Annotated in this window: 17 protein-coding genes and 1 pseudogene; 6 read left to right on the top strand and 12 right to left on the bottom strand. The window is 75.8% G+C overall.

Annotation, left to right across the window (positions count from 1 at the left end):
- Positions 1-76: 76 nt before the first annotated feature.
- The 4 genes from KPF47_RS26445 to KPF47_RS26430 form a co-directional block, all read right to left on the bottom strand.
- Positions 77-775, bottom strand: coding sequence for a response regulator transcription factor (locus KPF47_RS26445; protein ID WP_073575433.1), 699 nt, complete (start codon positions 773-775; stop codon positions 77-79).
- Positions 772-2,364, bottom strand: coding sequence for an ATP-binding protein (locus KPF47_RS26440; RefSeq protein ID WP_224391528.1), 1,593 nt, complete (start codon positions 2,362-2,364; stop codon positions 772-774). The genes KPF47_RS26445 and KPF47_RS26440 overlap by 4 nt, the downstream gene beginning before the upstream one ends.
- A 384-nt stretch (positions 2,365-2,748) precedes the next feature.
- On the bottom strand, positions 2,749-3,186 hold the full coding sequence (locus tag KPF47_RS26435; protein WP_224391527.1) for a MarR family winged helix-turn-helix transcriptional regulator: 438 nt from the start codon (positions 3,184-3,186) through the stop codon (positions 2,749-2,751).
- Between the two features lie 79 nt (positions 3,187-3,265).
- On the bottom strand, positions 3,266-3,667 hold the full coding sequence (locus tag KPF47_RS26430; protein WP_224391526.1) for a hypothetical protein: 402 nt from the start codon (positions 3,665-3,667) through the stop codon (positions 3,266-3,268).
- A gap of 328 nt (positions 3,668-3,995) precedes the next feature.
- Between KPF47_RS26430 and KPF47_RS26425 the strand changes: the two genes are divergently transcribed.
- Complete coding sequence (locus KPF47_RS26425; RefSeq protein ID WP_224391525.1) at positions 3,996-4,202, top strand: hypothetical protein; 207 nt, start codon at positions 3,996-3,998, stop codon at positions 4,200-4,202.
- Positions 4,203-4,355: 153 nt separating this feature from the next.
- On the top strand, positions 4,356-5,801 hold the full coding sequence (locus tag KPF47_RS26420; RefSeq protein ID WP_224391524.1) for an MFS transporter: 1,446 nt from the start codon (positions 4,356-4,358) through the stop codon (positions 5,799-5,801).
- 16 nt (positions 5,802-5,817) lie between these two features.
- On the opposite strand, the gene KPF47_RS26415 is transcribed toward KPF47_RS26420, so the two are convergent.
- The 7 genes from KPF47_RS26415 to KPF47_RS26385 all read right to left on the bottom strand — a co-directional run bounded on the left by KPF47_RS26415 (position 5,818) and on the right by KPF47_RS26385 (position 11,655).
- The gene (locus KPF47_RS26415) at positions 5,818-6,624 is read right to left on the bottom strand and encodes a D-glutamate cyclase family protein (RefSeq protein ID WP_224391523.1); all 807 of its coding nucleotides are present in this window, start codon (positions 6,622-6,624) and stop codon (positions 5,818-5,820) included.
- Positions 6,621-7,952 carry an MFS transporter gene (locus KPF47_RS26410; RefSeq protein ID WP_224391522.1) on the bottom strand — a complete coding sequence of 444 codons (1,332 nt, stop codon included), beginning with the start codon at positions 7,950-7,952 and terminating at the stop codon, positions 6,621-6,623. The genes KPF47_RS26415 and KPF47_RS26410 overlap by 4 nt, the downstream gene beginning before the upstream one ends.
- Before the next feature lie 179 nt (positions 7,953-8,131).
- Positions 8,132-8,620, bottom strand: a complete 489-nt coding sequence (locus KPF47_RS26405; RefSeq protein ID WP_224391520.1) for a VOC family protein — start codon at positions 8,618-8,620, stop codon at positions 8,132-8,134.
- Positions 8,617-9,564, bottom strand: coding sequence for a biotin-dependent carboxyltransferase family protein (locus KPF47_RS26400; protein WP_224391519.1), 948 nt, complete (start codon positions 9,562-9,564; stop codon positions 8,617-8,619). The genes KPF47_RS26405 and KPF47_RS26400 overlap by 4 nt, the downstream gene beginning before the upstream one ends.
- On the bottom strand, positions 9,561-10,196 hold the full coding sequence (locus KPF47_RS26395) for a carboxyltransferase domain-containing protein (RefSeq protein ID WP_224391518.1): 636 nt from the start codon (positions 10,194-10,196) through the stop codon (positions 9,561-9,563). The genes KPF47_RS26400 and KPF47_RS26395 overlap by 4 nt, the downstream gene beginning before the upstream one ends.
- Positions 10,193-10,984, bottom strand: a complete 792-nt coding sequence (locus KPF47_RS26390) for a LamB/YcsF family protein (protein WP_224391517.1) — start codon at positions 10,982-10,984, stop codon at positions 10,193-10,195. Before KPF47_RS26390 ends, KPF47_RS26395 begins: the two co-directional genes overlap by 4 nt.
- A complete protein-coding gene (locus KPF47_RS26385) occupies positions 10,981-11,655 on the bottom strand; it encodes a GntR family transcriptional regulator (RefSeq protein ID WP_224391516.1) in 675 nt (224 codons plus the stop codon). Before KPF47_RS26385 ends, KPF47_RS26390 begins: the two co-directional genes overlap by 4 nt.
- 117 nt (positions 11,656-11,772) lie before the next feature.
- Here KPF47_RS26385 and KPF47_RS26380 point away from each other — a divergent pair, with 117 nt between their 5' ends.
- Positions 11,773-12,441, top strand: a complete 669-nt coding sequence (locus KPF47_RS26380) for a class I SAM-dependent methyltransferase (RefSeq protein ID WP_224391515.1) — start codon at positions 11,773-11,775, stop codon at positions 12,439-12,441.
- Positions 12,442-12,516: 75 nt separating this feature from the next.
- Positions 12,517-13,494, top strand: a complete 978-nt coding sequence (locus KPF47_RS26375; protein WP_224391514.1) for an asparaginase — start codon at positions 12,517-12,519, stop codon at positions 13,492-13,494.
- Positions 13,495-13,552: 58 nt separating this feature from the next.
- Here KPF47_RS26375 and KPF47_RS26370 read toward each other — a convergent pair whose 3' ends face one another.
- Positions 13,553-14,530, bottom strand: a complete 978-nt coding sequence (locus KPF47_RS26370; RefSeq protein WP_224391512.1) for a YafY family protein — start codon at positions 14,528-14,530, stop codon at positions 13,553-13,555.
- 74 nt (positions 14,531-14,604) lie between these two features.
- Between KPF47_RS26370 and KPF47_RS39200 the strand changes: the two are divergent.
- Both KPF47_RS39200 and KPF47_RS26365 read left to right on the top strand, forming a co-directional pair.
- Positions 14,605-14,847: pseudogene (locus KPF47_RS39200) on the top strand (carboxylesterase family protein); the annotation flags it as partial.
- 41 nt (positions 14,848-14,888) lie between these two features.
- Entirely contained in the window at positions 14,889-16,055 is a 1,167-nt protein-coding gene (locus KPF47_RS26365) for a carboxylesterase family protein (RefSeq protein WP_308015498.1), read from the top strand.
- The last annotated feature ends 40 nt before the right edge of the window (positions 16,056-16,095 follow it).

Raw genomic sequence — 16,095 nt, 5'->3', positions numbered from 1 at the left:
CGGCGTCCTCGTGCCCGTCGCAGGGGCCGTCCGGAACCGGCCATCGGGCGAGGGCGCCGGACCTCCTGCGACGGCATCAGGCCTGGGGCGGCAGCAGCCCCTGCCGGACGGCGATCAGCGCAGCCTGGGTCCGCGAGGTCAACTGCAGCTTGCGCAGCACATTGCTCACGTGGGTGCGTGCCGTCCGCTCGCTGATGACCAGCTCGTCGGCGATCGCCTGGTTGGAGTGGCCCTGCGCCACCAGGATGAGCACGTCCCGCTCCCGGCCGGTCAGCGCACTGATGCCGGTCGGCGGTGCGACGATCTCCCGGGTCAGCTGTCGTGCGACGGCCGGGTCGAGGAAGACGTCCCCCTTCGCCGCCGCCCGGATCGCGGCGACCACCTCGCCCGGCTCCGCGTCCTTGAGCAGGTAGCCGGACGCACCGTTCGCGAGCGCGGCGTGCACCCGTTCCATCTCGCCGAAGCTGGTCAGCACCACCACGCGCACCCCGGGGAACCGCTCGGTGATCCGCGAGGTCGCGACCACCCCGTCCATCCTGGGCATCAGGAGGTCGATCAGGACCACGTCGGGCAGCTCGGAGTGCGCCGCCATCGACTCCAGACCCTCGAGTGCCTCCTGACCGTCCGCTGCCTCCGCGGCGACCTCGAGGTCGTCGAGGACCTCCAGATAGGCCCGGATCCCCCGCCGCACCACGGCGTGGTCGTCGACTATGAGGACCCGGACCCGGGTCACCACCTCGGGCCGGTCCGCGGTCGTACCGTCGAGAGCATTCATGGCCTGGCCTCGTTCCGTCGGTCCACGGGCGTCGCCGGGACGCCCTCCTCGTCGCCCGGCGTCAGGGGCAGGACAGCGCTCACCGCGGTGCCACCGGCCTTCCGGGGCCGGACGCACACGGTCCCGCCCCAGCGTTCCGCGCGCTCGCGCATACTCGTCAGGCCGTAACCGCCGCCCAGCTCGTCGCCGCCGTGCCCGTCGTCGCCGACACGACCCGCCCCGATGCCGCGACCGTCGTCGGCCACCGTGATCGTCAGCGTGTGGTCACGCACGCCCATCCGGATCGTCACGCGGCCCGCCTTCGCGTGCTTGACGACGTTGTGGACGGCCTCGGCGAGGATGCGGTAGACGTCCTCGGCCATCTCGGGGGGCACCCTGGCCAGGCCCTGCTGGATCCGGAGACTGAAGCGCAGCCCGGTCCGGTTGGTGCTGCTCTCCACGAGGGCCCGGACCGCCTCCTCCAACCCCGGTTGCGGCGGGGACGAGGGCCTCAGCTCGTGCACCATCGCCCGGAGGTCCGCCAGGACCGTGCGGGCGAGCAGGCCCACCTCGTCGGCGCTACGACGCACACTGTCGGCGGACACGGTCTCGCCACGCCCGCCGAGGACGGCCATCGACTTGGCCTGCATCCCGATCGAGAACACCTGCTGCACGATGGAGTCGTGCAGGTCACGCGCCAGCTTCTGGCGTTCCCCGCGCCGGGCCAGCTCCCGCTCGTTCTGCAGCAGCGAGGCGTAGTCCACCGCCACCGCGGCCTGTTCGGCCATCGCGACGAGGAACTCGACCGCGCGACCGCCGACGACCTGTCCCGGGGCGAAGAAGGCGTTGAGGATGCCCGCCGAGCGACCCCGGACCAGGAGCGGGACGCTGGCGAACCAGTTCCAGTCGAGCTCCCCGAGATACTCGTGCAGGGGCTGCCAGGCCGGGTCCTCCTGGATGGACGCCCAGCGGTCGGCGACGACCACGGGCTCGCGCTGCTCGAAGGCGTCCAGCATCCGCAGTCCGGCGCTGCGCTCCCGGCACTGCAGGAGGCGTTCGAAGAAGTCCGGCCAGCGCCGGAAGCCGGCCGAGCCCATGATCCGGAGAGCCTCGCCCGACCGGTCCAGGGTCAGGATCTGTACCCCGGCCAACGCATCGGCCTGGAGCACCTCCCGGGCCAGGGCGTCCAGGGTGGCGGTGATCGACCCTTCCGAGGCGAGCGTCGCCGAGGCGCGGGCGATGGCGGTCACCCGCCGCTGCCGGTGGCGCTCCTCGCCCACGTCCCGGAAGGTGACGACGGTGAGCCCGGAGTCGTCGGGCAGCGGTCGCGTCCGGTAGGCGAACTCCCGACGCACCCCCGCGGCCGGAGCCCACAGGCAGACCTGCTCCGTCCCGCCCTCGTCGAGGAGGGCGAGGGGATCCACCTGCGGGCTCCGGGAGAGCTCGAAGGGCGCCGGCATCCCGATCAGGTCGTCGAGGGGGCGGGCGCACAGGACGACCGCAGCGTCGTTCAGCTGGAGGAACAGACCGTCCGGATCCACGACCGCCAGACCGTCCGGGGCATGGCGCGCGAGCGTGGACCAGGACACGAACGGCCCCGCCTCCACCATCGGTGCTCCTCCCGCGCCCACGCCCCTGCCGACAGCATGCCGACCCGGCGAGCGGGCGTCACCCACCCCGGCCCGATCTACGTCATCCGTCGCAGGGGCACCGGGCGGACCGTCCGGCACGTCCGGGGCGGAAGCCTCGGGTCGGCCACGAGGATCGGGGACGGCCCGGTGTGTGGGAACGGCCCCGGTCGTCCCGCCCCGCTGCCCGGTCGCGGTCGGTGCTCATCACCGCGGACGGACGTCGGCCGACCGCGGTACGACGGTGAGGTCTCGATCGGCGGGACGCCCGGGTGCGGGTCGGGGCCCGCCGGCGGCCGCCTCCGGCACGGGCGTCGGCAGCGTGGCGACGGCGGCGACGCGGTCCGGTGCGCCGGGACCGGCGAGCTACGGGCGGCCGGGCCCGTGGCCGGGCGCCGGTCCGAGCAGGGCGAGCAGGATCCGCGCCAGCTCGGCCCGGTCGTGGGGCGGGATCCGTGCGAGCCTGCGCTCGAACTCCCGCGCCAGCGCGGCGAGCGCCCGGTCGCGGGCCGCCTCCCCCTCCGCGGTCAGGACGAGCCGGTGGCGGCGCAGGTCGGCGTCGTCGATCTCCCGGCGCAGGTAGCCGAGACCGACCAGGGTGCGCACGTACGCCGTCACGCTCGCCTTCGGGATGACCAGCGTCGTGGCGAGCTGGGCCGGGTAGGGGGACGTGGCGACCTCGGCGAGGACGAAGAACTCCTTCGGCTCCAGGCCCAACTCCGCCAGGTCGGCGACGCACTCCTCCAGCACGACGGTCAGCAGCCGGTGGTTCAGCGACCACAGCTGCGCGGCGTCGACCGGCACGGGGACCTCCCATTCAGTACGATGTCGAACAGGTTCGACGTCGAACCATCTGCATCTCGAACGTCGACCGCGGTCGACCCTAGACGGAGGGACTCCCGTGCCGCTGCAGCACATCACGATCCCGCGCGGGCCCATCCAGCTCGCCGCCGACCTCCACCTGCCTCCCGACACCGGCGGGTCGACGCCCGTGCCTGCCGTGGTGCTGTCGACCCCGGGCAGCAGCGTCAAGGAACAGATCGGCGCCAACTACGCCCGCCGTCTCGCCGACCGCGGCATCGCCGCGCTCGTCGTCGACCCCGCCCATCAGGGCCGCAGTGGTGGTGAGCCGCGCGATCTCGAGGACCCGTACCGGCGGGGCGAGGACATCAGCTACGCGCTCGACGCGCTCGACACCACGGCCGGGATCGACCCCCGGCGCCTCGGCGTGCTCGGCATCTGCGCCGGTGGCGGGTACGCCGTCCACACCGCCCGCACCGACCACCGCATCAGGGCCGTGGGCGTGGTCGTCCCCGGCAACATGGGCACCTCGTTCCGCGGGTTCCAGCCCGACGGCCCCGCCGCCGCCCTCGACACGATGGCGCAGGCCCGTGCGGCCGAGAACCGCGCAAGGGACCTGGTCCGCGAGAAGTGGCTCCCCGACAGCGCCGAGGAGGCCGACGCGCTCGGGGTGGACGACCCGGACACGCGCGAGGCGATCCGCTACTACCGCACCGGACGGGGCGGGAGCGAGTACTCGACGAACCGCCGCCTCGCGCGGGGGGGACTCCCTGCTGCTCGGCTACGACGCGTTCCACCTGGTCGACCCGCTCATGACCCAGCCCCTGCAGGTCGTCCTCGCCGGCCGCATCGGCACCACGGGCTCCTACGAGGCCGGCATGCGGCTCTGGGAGGCGGCCCCGAACCCCGTGGACCTCATGGTGGTCGACGGGGCGGGCCACTACGAGATGTACGACGAGCCCGCCTACGTCGACGCCGCGGTCGAGCGGCTCGCCGGCTTCTACACCGCGCACCTGTAGGCCCCGGGCCGCGGCCGCCCCGCCGTCCCCACCGGGCAGGACCGCTCCCCACCGGGCCCGCGCCGGGGTGAGCCCGGTCGCCGTCGCCGTACCCGGCGCGACGCGGCGGGCTAGGGTCGACACCGGTTCGTTAGCTCCGAACAAGGAGATGCCGTGGGGAACGACGTCGCCGTACCGGCCGGTCCCGCGGGGCGGCGGCACCGGCTGCTCATCCTGGCCGTGCTGTGCACCAGCATCCTGATCGTCTCGATGGACGTCACGATCATCAACGTGGCGCTCCCCGCGCTGGACACCGACCTGCGCGCCTCGATCACCGAGCTGCAGTGGACCGTCGACGCCTACACGGTGGTCCTGGCCTGCTTCCTGATGCTCGCGGGCGCGACGGCGGACCGGGTCGGACGCCGTCGGGTGTTCCGGACCGGGCTCGTCGTGTTCGGACTCGGGTCGCTGCTGTGCAGCCTGGCCCCGACCGTGGGCTGGCTGATCGGCGCACGGGTCGTGCAGGCACTCGGTGGCGCGATGCTGAACCCGGTCGCCATGTCGATCATCACCAACGTGTTCACCGACGCCCGGGAGCGGGCCCGCGCGATCGGCGTGTGGGGCGCGATGGTCGGCATCTCGCTCGGTGTCGGCCCGGTGCTGGGCGGACTGCTCGTGGACTCCGTCGGCTGGCGGTCGATCTTCTGGGTCAACATCCCCGTCGTGCTGGCGGCGTGGGTCCTGACGGCCCGGCTCGTCCCGGAGTCGCGGGCGGCCCGTCCGCGGCGGGCCGACCCGGTGGGCCAGGTCCTCGTGGTGGCGCTGCTCGGGTCGACGGTGGCGGCGGTGATCGAGGGGCCGCGGCTGGGCTGGTCGTCGGCGGGGGTGCTCGGGCTGGCGGTGCTGGCCGTCGTCGCGCTGGTCTGCCTGCTCGTCTGGGAGCGCCGCCATCCCGAGCCGCTGGTGGAGCTGCGGTTCTTCGGGAGCGTCCCGTTCACCTCGGCGACGCTGATCGCGGTCTGCGGGTTCGCGTCGTTCGGCTCGCTGCTGTTCCTGTCCGCGCTCTACCTCCAGGACGTGCGGGGTCTCGGCGCGCTGCAGGCCGGGCTGACGCTGCTGCCCGCCGCCGTCGCGACGACCGTGGTCGCACCGCTGGCCGGGCGGATGGTCGCCGCCCGCGGCGCCCGGCTGCCGCTCGTCCTCGGCGGGACGGCGATGGTGGCGGTCGCGCTGACCTTCTCCCAGCTCTCCCCCACCACCCCGCTGTGGGTCGTGCTGGTCGCGCACGGGGTGTTCGGCTGCGGGTTCGCGCTGCTCAACCCACCGATCACGAACACGGCGGTGAACGGGATGCCGCCCGAGCGGGCCGGCGTCGCCGCGGCGGTGGCCTCGACGAGCCGGCAGGCCGGGCAGTCGTTCGGCGTCGCGATCAGCGGGACCGTGGTGGCGACGGCGGCCGGCACCGCGGCCGGGATCGCGACGGCGTGGGCGGTGGTGGTACCGCTGACGGTCGCCGTCGTGGTGCTGGGGGTGCTGGGGACAACCGCCCGGGCGCACGCCTCCGCGGCCCGGGTCGCGGCGCTGTTCCCCGCCGCACCGTCCCCCGCCCGCGCGGCCTGAGCGGGGGACGGCGGCGTCATCGGCGCGGGCCCGTGGTCGCGGCCGCGTCGACGGAGTGGTCCAGCACCACCATGTGCCCGGCCGCGTGGGTGAACACGTACTCGGCACCGCAGCCGGGCAGGGCCAGCTGCGGGGTCACGCCGCAGGCCCAGAACACCGGCACGTCACCGTCCTCGACGACCGGCTCCGGCCCGAAGTCCGGCCGGGTCAGGTCGGTGATCCCGAGCGCGGCCGGGTCCCCGGCGTGCACCGGTGCCCCGTGCCCGGTCGGGTAGCGGGCGGTCACCTCGGCGGCCCGGGCGACGAGCGCGGCGGGCACCGCGCGCATGCTCACCACGAGCGGTCCGTGCACCCGGCCCGCGGGCACGGTCGGGCGGGTCGTGACGTACACCGCGGGTGCGGACGAGGCCGGGTTGCGCCGCACCGGGACCCCGGCCCGCTCCAGCGGTTCCTCGAAGGTGTGGCTGCAGCCGAGCAGGAAGGCCACCGAGTCCGCACGCCACCGGTCGCACAGGTCGGTGGGCTCGGGGCCGGGGACACCGTGGTCCCAGGTCCGGTAGCGCGGGAAGTCGGTGCGGACGTCGACCCGGGTGTCCCCGACGGTGACGACCGGGTCCCCGGTGTCCCCGACGCCCAGCAGCGGGCACGGCGTCGGGTTGCGCACGCAGAACAGCAGGAACTCGTACGCCACCGCCTGTGGGACGACCACCAGGTTGGCCTGCTGGTGTCCGCCGAACAGACCCGCGGTCGGACCGGTCCAGGTGCCCGCCGCCGCGAGCGCGCGCAGCTCGGCCGGGGTGCCGGGTGCGGCGACGGCGGTCATCGGGCCAGCTCCCGGCGGGCGGTCTCGCGGACGGTGAGCAGGGTGAGCAGGGCGACGACCGTCGCGACCATCAGCAGGTAGCCCGGCGCGAGCGGGTCGCCGGTGACCGAGGTCAGCCAGGTCGCGAGGAACGGGGTGAGGCCGCCGCCGATGATGGTGCCGCCGTTGAAGGCGAGCGAGAGGCCGGTGTAGCGGACCCGGGTGGGGAACTGCTCGGCGTAGGTGGGGTAGGTGACGGCCTGCACGACCGGCATCGGCAGGGCCAGCAGGAACATGCCGAGGACGGCGAGGGTGAAGTCGCCGGTGCCCATCAGCGCCATCGTCGGGAGGACCAGCACGGAGTAGCCGAGGAACCCGGCGACGATGAGCTTCTTGCGGCCGAAGCGGTCCGACAGCGCGCCGGCGACCGGCATCAGGCAGGCCACGAACAGCCCGATCGCGGCCATCAGCCAGAACGTGCTCGACGTCGGGTAGCCCAGCTCCGAGGTCAGGTAGATGTTCATGAAGATCAGGCCGATCCAGTAGCCCGCGTTCGACCCGGTGGCCAGCAACAGGACGGTCACCAGTGCGCGCCGGTGGTGGGTGAACACCTCACGGACCGGGGACTCGGGCAGCTCACCGGCCGCGCGGCCCTGCTGGAACTCCTCGGAGTCCTCCAGCCGGTGCCGGGCGATCAGGGTCAGCACGACCAGCGGCAGTGCGAGCAGGAACGGGATCCGCCAGCCGAACGCGCTCAGCTGCTCGGCCGTCAGCAGGGTGGAGGTGATGCCCGCGACCAGCGCGGCGGTGCCGCCGCCGAGCGCGACCCCGACCGGGGTGAACGACCCGAAGAAGCCACGCCGCCCCGGCGGGGAGGACTCGGCCAGGTAGGTGGCCGAGCCGGGCACCTCGCCCCCGGCGAAGAAGCCCTGCGCGAGCCGGGCGAGCACCAGCAGGGCCGGGGCGAGCAGGCCCGCGGTGGCCGCGGTCGGCAGCAGCCTGACCAGGGCGGTCGCGGTGCCCATCCCGGTGATGGTGAAGACCAGGACGGGTTTGCGGCCCAGGCGGTCGCCGAGCCGGCCGAGGACGATCCCGCCGAGCGGGCGCATGAGGAACGCGCTGCCGAACACGGCCAGTGTCGACAGCAGCGAGGCGACCGGGTCGGCGCTGGGGAAGAACAGCGGTCCGATGACCACGGCCAGGTAGCCGTAGACGCCGAACTCGTAGTACTCGACCGCGGTCCCGCACGCCGCCGCGAGTGCGGCCCGGCGGGACCGGGACGCGCTCGGCGGCGGGGTGGCGGGGTTCTCGTCGGCCCGCCCGGTAGGGGCGTCGCTTGATAGGGTCATGGGTGTCTCCCGGTGGGGGTCCCGCTGCTGCGGGCAGGCGTGATCGCGGTGTGATGGGTGGAGAGACCCGGCGCGCGCGGTACGGCGACACCGGTGGCACAGCGGGTCATCGGCGGGCGGCATCCCGCCGATGACCCCGGCCGCGGGCCCGTCCGGGACGGGCCGCGACCGTGCGGGGATCAGACGGCGAACAGCTGCTCGGGGTCGGCGAACGCCTTGAACTCGAGCGCGTTGCCCGCGGGGTCGAGGAAGAACATCGTCCACTGCTCCCCCGGCTCGCCCTCGAACCGGACGTACGGCTCGATGACGAACTGAGTGCCCGCCGCGGTCAGCCGCTCGGCCAGTGCGCGGAACTCGGGCACGCTCAGGACGAGACCGAAATGCGGGACGGGTACGTCGTGGCCGTCGACGGGGTTGGTGCCGGCGACACCCGCGCGCGGGGTGTCCGACGGCTCGCCGACCTGATGGGTCACGACCTGGTGGCCCGCGACGTTCCAGTCGGTCCAGCGTTCGGCGGAGCGGCCGCGGGGGAAGCCGAGCAGGGTGCCGTAGAACTCGCGGGCCGCCTCGATGTCGTCCACCGGGATCGCCAGGTGGAACGGCGGGCGCACGGAGGTGACGATCGCGGCGGTTTCCGTGGTCGGTGCGGACACAGGGGTACCTCTCATCCTTCGGTGTCGCGTCCGGACGGAACGGCGTCCAGACGCAGGGGGTCCCCGGGCCGGAGCTGGCCGAGGAGGTCGATGTCGGCGTCGGCGACGACGCCGACGACGGGGTAGCCGCCGGTCACGGGGTGATCGGCGAGGAACAGGATGGGCTCGCCCGACGGCGGGACCTGGACGGCGCCGAGCGGCACACCCTCGCTGGGCAGCGACCGGTCCCCCACGGCGAGGGTGGCGCCGGTGAGCCGGATGCCGACCCGGTCGCAGTGCCCGGAGACCCGCCACACCGCTCGGCCGAGCAGCGCACGGTCGGCCGGGCCCAGGACCCCGTCGCGCGGACCCCAGTGGAACCGGACCCGGGTGGCGGGACCGGGCAGCCGGGGCGCCGCGAGCTCGACCGGCACCGCGGGCGGCTCGCCCGGCACGGGACCGAGCGGCAGCTCGACGCCCGGGGTGACGGCGGGCGGTCCGAGCCCGGTCAGCGAGTCCCGGGCGCGGGAGCCGAGCACGGGGGTGGGGCGGATCCCGCCGCCGACGGCGAGGTAGCTGCGCAGCCCGCGCGCCGGCGTGCCGAGCCGCAGCTGCGCCCCGGCCGGAACCCGCAGGCAGCGCGGGTCGGCGACCGGACGGCCGTCGAGGGTGACCGGGACCGGGGCGCCGGTGACCGCCACCCAGCGCGGCGCGTCGAGGACCACCGCCAGACCGCCCAGGGTGACCTCGACGGCGGCCTCCCCGGGGCGGTTGCCGACCAGGCGGTTCGCGGTGGCGAAGGCGGCCCGGTCGACCGGCCCGGAGGCGGTAACGCCGAGGTGCGCGAGCCCGGGGCGGCCCGAGTCCTGCACGCTGGCGCCCGGCCGGGCGTCGAGCACCCGCAGCCGCGGGCCGGAGCCGGGATCCGCGGCCGACGGGACGGAGACGGCGCGGGCGGGCGGGTCGAGCAGCGCGGTCATCCGGGGACCTCCACGAAGCGGACACGATCGCCGAGCCCGAGCCGGTTGGGCGGGGTGGCGTCGACGTCCCAGAGGACGGCCGTGGTGGTGCCGATCTGGTGCCAGCCACCGGGTGTCCCACCCGGGTAGACCACGGTCTGGTTCCCGGCGATCGCGACGACCCCGGCCTCGACCCGGGGCCGCGGGGTGGACAGCCGGGGCAGCCGCAGCCCGTCGGGGAGCCCGTCGAGGTAGGCGAACCCGGGGGCGAACCCGAAGAAACCGACGTGGTGGGCCGCGGCGGTGTGCGCCCGGGCGACCCCGGCCGGGGTGGTCCCGAGCCGGTCGGCGACGGCGAGCAGGTCGGCGCCGTCGTAGCGGACCCCGACCTCGACCGTGCGCGGCGCCGGGCCGGACGGGCCCGCGCCGGCGTCCGCGCCGGCGGCGAGGGTGCGCAGGTGGCGGCGCAGCGCGGCCATCCGGGTGCCGGGACGGGTGACGACCAGCACGGTGGCCGCGGCGGGGACGACGTCGGTCACCCAGGCGTCCCAGCCGTCGGTCGCGGCGCCGTCGGCGACCGCCCGCACGGTCCCGGGGAGGCAGTCCACGACCCAGGACCGGTCGCCGGCGCGGTGCACGGCGGGCGCGGTCACCGGGCCGCCCCGGCGAGCGGGGCCAGCGGGGCCGCACCGCAGCCGATCCCGGCGGTGGCCAGGGCGTCGCGGGCCGCGCGGGCCAGGGCCTCGGCGCCGGGGGTGTCGCCGTGCACGCACAGCGCGGCGACCGGGCCCCCGGGCGGACCCACGGCGACGACGGTCCCGTCGACGGCGGTGACCGTCCCGTCGCGGGCGATCGAGACGGCGCGGGCGGCGGCCTCGGCGGGGTCACGGACCAGGTCGCCGGGCCGTCCGCGCGGGACCAGGCCCCCGGCCGGGGTGCAGCCGCGGTCGAGGAACGCCTCGGCGCGCGGGCTGAGACCGGCCGCGAGCGCGCGCTCCCACACCTCGGTACCGGGCAGGCACACCAGCGGCAGTTCCGGGTCGACGAGCCGGACGGCCTCGACGAGCGCGTCGGCGTGCTCGGGGTGGGTGCCGCTGGCGTGGTAGAGCGCGCCGTGCGCCTTGACGTACCCGACCCGGGTGCCGGCCGCCGCGGCGAACACCGCGAGCGCGCCGACCTGGTAGACGACGTCGTTGACCAGTGTGTCGCGGGCGACGTCGACGAAGCGACGGCCGAACCCGGCGAGGTCGCGGTAGGAGACGTGGGCCCCGACCGCCACGCCGCGGGCCGCGCAGTCCGCACAGGTGCGGCGCATGACGTCCGGGTCGCCGGCGTGGAAGCCGCAGGCGACGTTGGCGGCGTCGACGACGTCGAGCAGCGGCCGGTCGTCGGACACCCAGGCGCCGAACCCCTCCCCGACGTCGGTGTTCAGCGCGATCATCGCGCGTCCCGTCCGGCCCAGAACGCGGACAGTTCGCCACGGTCGGCCGACCAGGCGGCGTGCAGCCCGTCCTGGCCGCCGTCGATGTGGGCGAGCACGAGACCGCGGAGCTCGTCGGCGTCGCCGTCGGCCAGTGCCTGGACCATCCCCCGGTGCTCGTCCTGCACGCGGTCGTAGGCGCCGGTGCCGTGCACGTAGAACCGGGAGTAGGGCTCGAGGCGGTGGTAGAGCCGGGAGATGAGCTCGTAGCGCAGCGGCAGCCCGGCGAGCCGGTACATGTCCAGGTGGAACGCGAGGTTGGTGCGCGACCAGGCGGCGGCGCCGGTGTCGGTGACCCGGTCCATGTCGCCGGCCATCCCGTCGAAGCGGGCGACGTCGCGCCGCGACACCCGTTCCGCGACGTGCGGGGCGAAGCTGGGCTCGACCATCCGGCGCAGGTCGTAGATCTCGTCGATCTCGGCCAGGTCCAGCTCGGTGACGAAGGTGCCGCGCCCGGCCTCGCTGCGCAGCAGGCCCTCCCCCACCAGCGTGCGCAGCGCCTCCCGCAGCGGGATGCGGCTCACGCCGTAGCGGTCCGCGAGCTCCTCCTGGACCAGCCGGTGGCCGGGCGGGTACACGCCCTCCACGATCGCGCGACGCAGGGCGTCGACCAGCGCGTCATCCGAAGCCATGCGTTCTGTATACGGTGGATCCAGCGTGTACGGAAGACCCCGTCGCCGCGCTTAGGACCGACACCGCAGGACACACACCTGTCGCGGGCGCGGCGGAGTGACCCGGGTCGCCCCGACATGACCGCGGAGCCCGCGGCCGCCACGATGGTGCGCATGGGCCGACCCGACCACGCCGTCTTCCTCAAACGCTCGTTCTCGAAGATGGACCAGCTCGCGACCCCGTTCCTGACCGGGCGGCGGCTGTGCCGCCAGCTCGCCGGGGTGGTGCCGCGCGGGACGAACGGCGTCGTCGTCGAGCTGGGGGCGGGGCCGGGCGTGCTCGCCGAGCCGATCCGCGAGCGCCTCGGCCCGCACGCCCGCTACCTCGCGATCGAGATCGACGACGAGCTGGTCGCCCACCTGCGCCGGCACAAGCCGTGGCTGGAGGTCGTGCAGGGCGACGTCGCCGACCTCGACCGGATCCTCGACGACGCCGGCATCACCGAGGTCGACGCGTTCGTCTCGACCCTGCCGTGGGCGGTGTTCCCGCAGACCCTGCGCCTGCAGGTGATGGGCACGATCGCGCGCCGGCTGGTGCCGGGCGGCGTCATGAGCATGATCATCACCTGGATGGCGCTGCCGAACCGGGTGCGGCAGCTGCGCGACCTGCTCGACACCCACTTCGACGAGGTGGTCGAGACCGCGACCGAGTGGCGCAACCCGCCGCCCGCCCGCACCTTCCTCTGCCGGCGCCCGCTCCCGCAGTTCACCGCCCTCGGCGGGCAGGACACCCGCTCGGCGAGCTGACGGGCCCGGGCGGCCCGGCGCCGGTCCCGGTCCCCGCCCGGGGACGGGTCGTCGGGCCGACGTAGCGTCGCCGGGGTGACCGTCTCCACCCGATCCACCGCGAGGACCGTCCTGGACGCCGCCGTGCCGCTGGCCGCCGTCGAGCGGGAGGGCACCGTCGAGTCGGTGCACCTGGGCACCGTCGCGGTGCACCACCCCGACGGCACCGTGACCGGCTCCGGTGACCCGGACGCCACGTTCCTGCCGCGCTCGGCGCTCAAGCCGGTGCAGACCGTGGCGATGCTGCGGGCCGGGCTGGACCTCGACGGCGAGCTGCTCGCGCTGGCCTGCGCATCGCACTCCGGCGAGCCCGGCCACGTCGACGGCGTGCGGCGGATCCTGGCCGGCGCCGGGCTCGGCGAGGCCGACCTGGACAACACCCCCGACCTGCCGCTGGGCGTCGAGGCCGCGGCGCTCGCGCGGGCGGCGGGCACGGCACCGTCGCCGGTGCTGCAGAACTGCTCGGGCAAGCACGCGGCGATGCTCGCCGCCTGTGTCGCCGCGGGCTGGCCGACGGCCGGCTACCGCGACCCCGCGCACCCGCTGCAGCGGCTGGTCCGGGACACCGTCGCGGAGCTGACCGGGGTGCCGGTCGGTGTCACCACCGTCGACGGGTGCGGGGCACCGCTGTTCGACACCACCCCGGCCGGGCTGGCCCGGGCGTTCGCGACGCTCGCGACGGCCGCCCCGGACACCCCCGAGGGCCGGGGCGGGGCCGCGGTCCGCGCCCATCCGTGGTGGGTCGGCGGTACGGACCGGCCGGTCACCCTGCTCGCGGGTGCGGTGCCGGGCCTTGTCGCCAAGGACGGCGCCGAGGGCGTGCTGGCGGCCGCGCTGCCCGACGGACGGGCGTTCGCCGTCACCGTGCTGGACGGGTCGCCGCGACCGCTGCCGGTCGTCGCCCGCGCCGTGCTGGAGTCCCTCGGCGCCGGGTCCGACGCACTCACCGCGGTGACCCGCACCGACGTGCTCGGCCACGGCACGCCCGTGGGCGCGGTCCGCGCGCTGCTCTGAGCGGCGCGCCGGCTGCTCCGGGGGCACCCCGCCCCGGAGCGGCGGGGCAGCCACCGGGTCAGCCGGCGCCGCCCGCACGCGCGTGGTCCGCGGCCCGGCCGAGGCGGGCGGCGACCGCGTCGAGGTGCTCGACCAGCTCGACCGGCTCGACCACCTCGAAGTCGACCCCGAAGAAGCACAGCCACACGGCCAGCGACTCCAGCGTCCAGGCCCCGGCCGCCAGCTCGCAGCGGTCCCCGCCCAGGTCGGTCACGATCCCCGACGCCGGGGTGACGTGCTCGGCGATCCGCTCCGCCGGGGCGTGGAACACGATCCGTGCCCGGTGCGGGTAGGCGCCCGAGGAGATGCCGCGCTGGGCGAACGCGGCGATCCCGCCCTCCGGTTCCGGGCGCGGCGCGAAGCGGGGCCCGGCGGGCAGCTTCGGGCGCATCCGGTCCACCCGGAAGGTGCGGCGGTCGTCGCGGCCGGTGTCCCAGGCGACGAGGTACCAGCGACGGCCGGTGTGCACCAGCCCCTCCGGCTCGGCGACCCGGCGGCTCTCGGTCCCGTCGCCCGCGACGTAGTCGAACCGCAGGACCTCGTGGTCGCGGCAGGCCGCGGCCAGCGCGGACAGCACGTCGGCGTCGACGGTCGGGCCGCGCGCGGCGAGCGTGGAGGTGGCGGTGCCCAGGGCGGCGACCCGGCGGCGCAGCCGGTTCGGCAGGACCTGCTCCAGCTTGGCCAGGGCCCGGACCGAGGTCTCCTCGATACCCGCGACGGATCCCCCCGCCGCGGTCCGCAGCCCGACCGCGACGGCGACGGCCTCGTCGTCGTCGAGCAGCAGGGGTGGCAGCGCGGCCCCGGCGCCGAGCCGGTAGCCACCGGTCACCCCGGCCGTGGAGTGGACCGGGTAGCCGAGGGTGCGGAGCTTGTCGACGTCCCGGCGGACCGTCCGCACGTCGACCTCGAGGCGCTCGGCCAGGGCCGGGCCCGTCCAGTCGCGCGGCACCTGCAGCAGCCCCAGCAGGCGCAGCAACCGCGCCGATGTCCCCATCACCGGGCCAGTGTGCCCCCGATCGCGGTCGGATCCTGTCCTGGATGAGGGTGGGTGGATCGGAGTAGACCGGGACCATGGCATCCGAGGAGATCGTCGGCACCACCTCCGGCCCGGTCCGCGGCGCCCGCACCGGCGGCGTCGTGCGGTTCCGGTCCGTGCCCTACGCGGCACCGCCGGAGGGGCCGCTGCGCTACGCCGCCCCGGCCCCCGCACCGGTGTGGGAGGGCGTCCGCGACGCGTCGGGCCCGCCCGGGCCGAACGCCCCGCAGCCGCCGCGCGCGATCGTGGGCGAGCTGGACCTGAGCCCGGTGATCGGCACCGGGCGTCGCCCCGGCGAGGACTTCCTGACCGTCGACGTGTGGACACCCGACCCGGCGCGGGCGGGCTCCCGGTGCTGGTGTTCCTGCACGGCGGCGCGTTCGTCGCGGGCGAGGCCTCGGCCCCCGCCTACGACGGGACCGCGCTCGCGGCGGGCGGTGCGGTGGTGGTCGCGGCGAACTACCGGCTCGGCGCGGAGGGTTTCCTGCCGCTCGACGGCGGTGTCACGAACATCGGGCTGCGCGACCAGCTGGCGGCCCTGGAGTGGGTGCGCGGCAACGCGGCCGCGTTCGGCGGGGACCCGGACCTGGTCACCGTGGCCGGCGAGTCGGCGGGCGCGATGAGCATCGGCCTGCTGCTGGCGTCGCCGCACTCGGCCGGGCTGTTCCGCCGGGCGGTGGTGCAGTCCGGGGGCGCCCAGATGTGCCGGTCCGGGCCGGAGCGGGCGGCCCCGCTGGCGGCGGCGCTGGCCGCCGAGCTCGGCGTCGCACCGACCGCCCGGGCGTTGCGCGCCGTCCCGGTCGACGAGGTGATGGCCGCCCAGGCCCGGGTGGACCTGCCCGGCCGCCGCGGCGACCTGCGCGAGCCCGACGGCGGCGACCCCGGCTTCGGCCTGGCCGGGTTCCTCCCGGTCCTCGGCGACGATCTGCTCCCCGCCGACCCGCTCGACGCCCTGCGCGCCGGGGCCGCGGCCGACGTCGACGTGCTGGCGGGCAGCAACGCCGAGGAGATGAACCTCTACCTCGTCCCGACCGGGGTGCTCGACGCGCTCACCGAGGACCGGGCCCGCGACGCGCTCGACGCCGTCGCACCGCACGTCGCGCTGCCCGACGGCGGGACCCCCGGCGAGCGCTACGCCCGCGCCATGACCGAGCTGGTGTTCGCCGGGCCGACCCGGCGGCTGCTCGACGCGCACACCGGACGCCGGTTCGGCTACCTGTTCGCCCACCGCTCCGACGCCTGCGGGGGCCGGCTCGGCGCGGCGCACGCCACCGAGCTGCCCTACGTGTTCGGGACGCTGGACTCCGCGTCCGGCCCGGCCGGACTCGCCGGGCAGCACCCGTCGGCGGAGCTGTCGGAGCGGATGCGGGCGACCTGGCTGCGGTTCGCGGCCACCGGGGATCCCGGATGGCCCGTCTGGGACCCGGCCGCGCCGGTGCGCCGCCGCTTCGACGGCCCCGGCGACACCGACGAGCCCGCGGGCTGAACCCGACCCGACCCCGGGGCGCCGGGCCGGGCCGTCTACG

This window comes from Pseudonocardia sp. ICBG1293, from assembly GCF_020131355.1.
GTDB lineage: Bacteria > Actinomycetota > Actinomycetes > Mycobacteriales > Pseudonocardiaceae > Pseudonocardia.
This window is presented reverse-complemented; position numbering and strand designations above follow the sequence as displayed.

Coding starts and splice junctions, on each gene's coding strand:
- KPF47_RS26440 (WP_224391528.1), bottom strand. CDS start 2,364: ATGGTGGAGGCGGGGCCGTTCGTGTCCTGGTCCACGCTCGCGCGCCAT.
- KPF47_RS26390 (WP_224391517.1), bottom strand. CDS start 10,984: ATGATCGCGCTGAACACCGACGTCGGGGAGGGGTTCGGCGCCTGGGTG.
- KPF47_RS26410 (WP_224391522.1), bottom strand. CDS start 7,952: ATGACCCTATCAAGCGACGCCCCTACCGGGCGGGCCGACGAGAACCCC.
- KPF47_RS26425 (WP_224391525.1), top strand. CDS start 3,996: ATGACCCAGCCCCTGCAGGTCGTCCTCGCCGGCCGCATCGGCACCACG.
- KPF47_RS26415 (WP_224391523.1), bottom strand. CDS start 6,624: ATGACCGCCGTCGCCGCACCCGGCACCCCGGCCGAGCTGCGCGCGCTC.
- KPF47_RS26400 (WP_224391519.1), bottom strand. CDS start 9,564: ATGACCGCGCTGCTCGACCCGCCCGCCCGCGCCGTCTCCGTCCCGTCG.
- KPF47_RS26445 (WP_073575433.1), bottom strand. CDS start 775: ATGAATGCTCTCGACGGTACGACCGCGGACCGGCCCGAGGTGGTGACC.
- KPF47_RS26385 (WP_224391516.1), bottom strand. CDS start 11,655: ATGGCTTCGGATGACGCGCTGGTCGACGCCCTGCGTCGCGCGATCGTG.
- KPF47_RS26380 (WP_224391515.1), top strand. CDS start 11,773: ATGACCGCGGAGCCCGCGGCCGCCACGATGGTGCGCATGGGCCGACCC.
- KPF47_RS26405 (WP_224391520.1), bottom strand. CDS start 8,620: ATGAGAGGTACCCCTGTGTCCGCACCGACCACGGAAACCGCCGCGATC.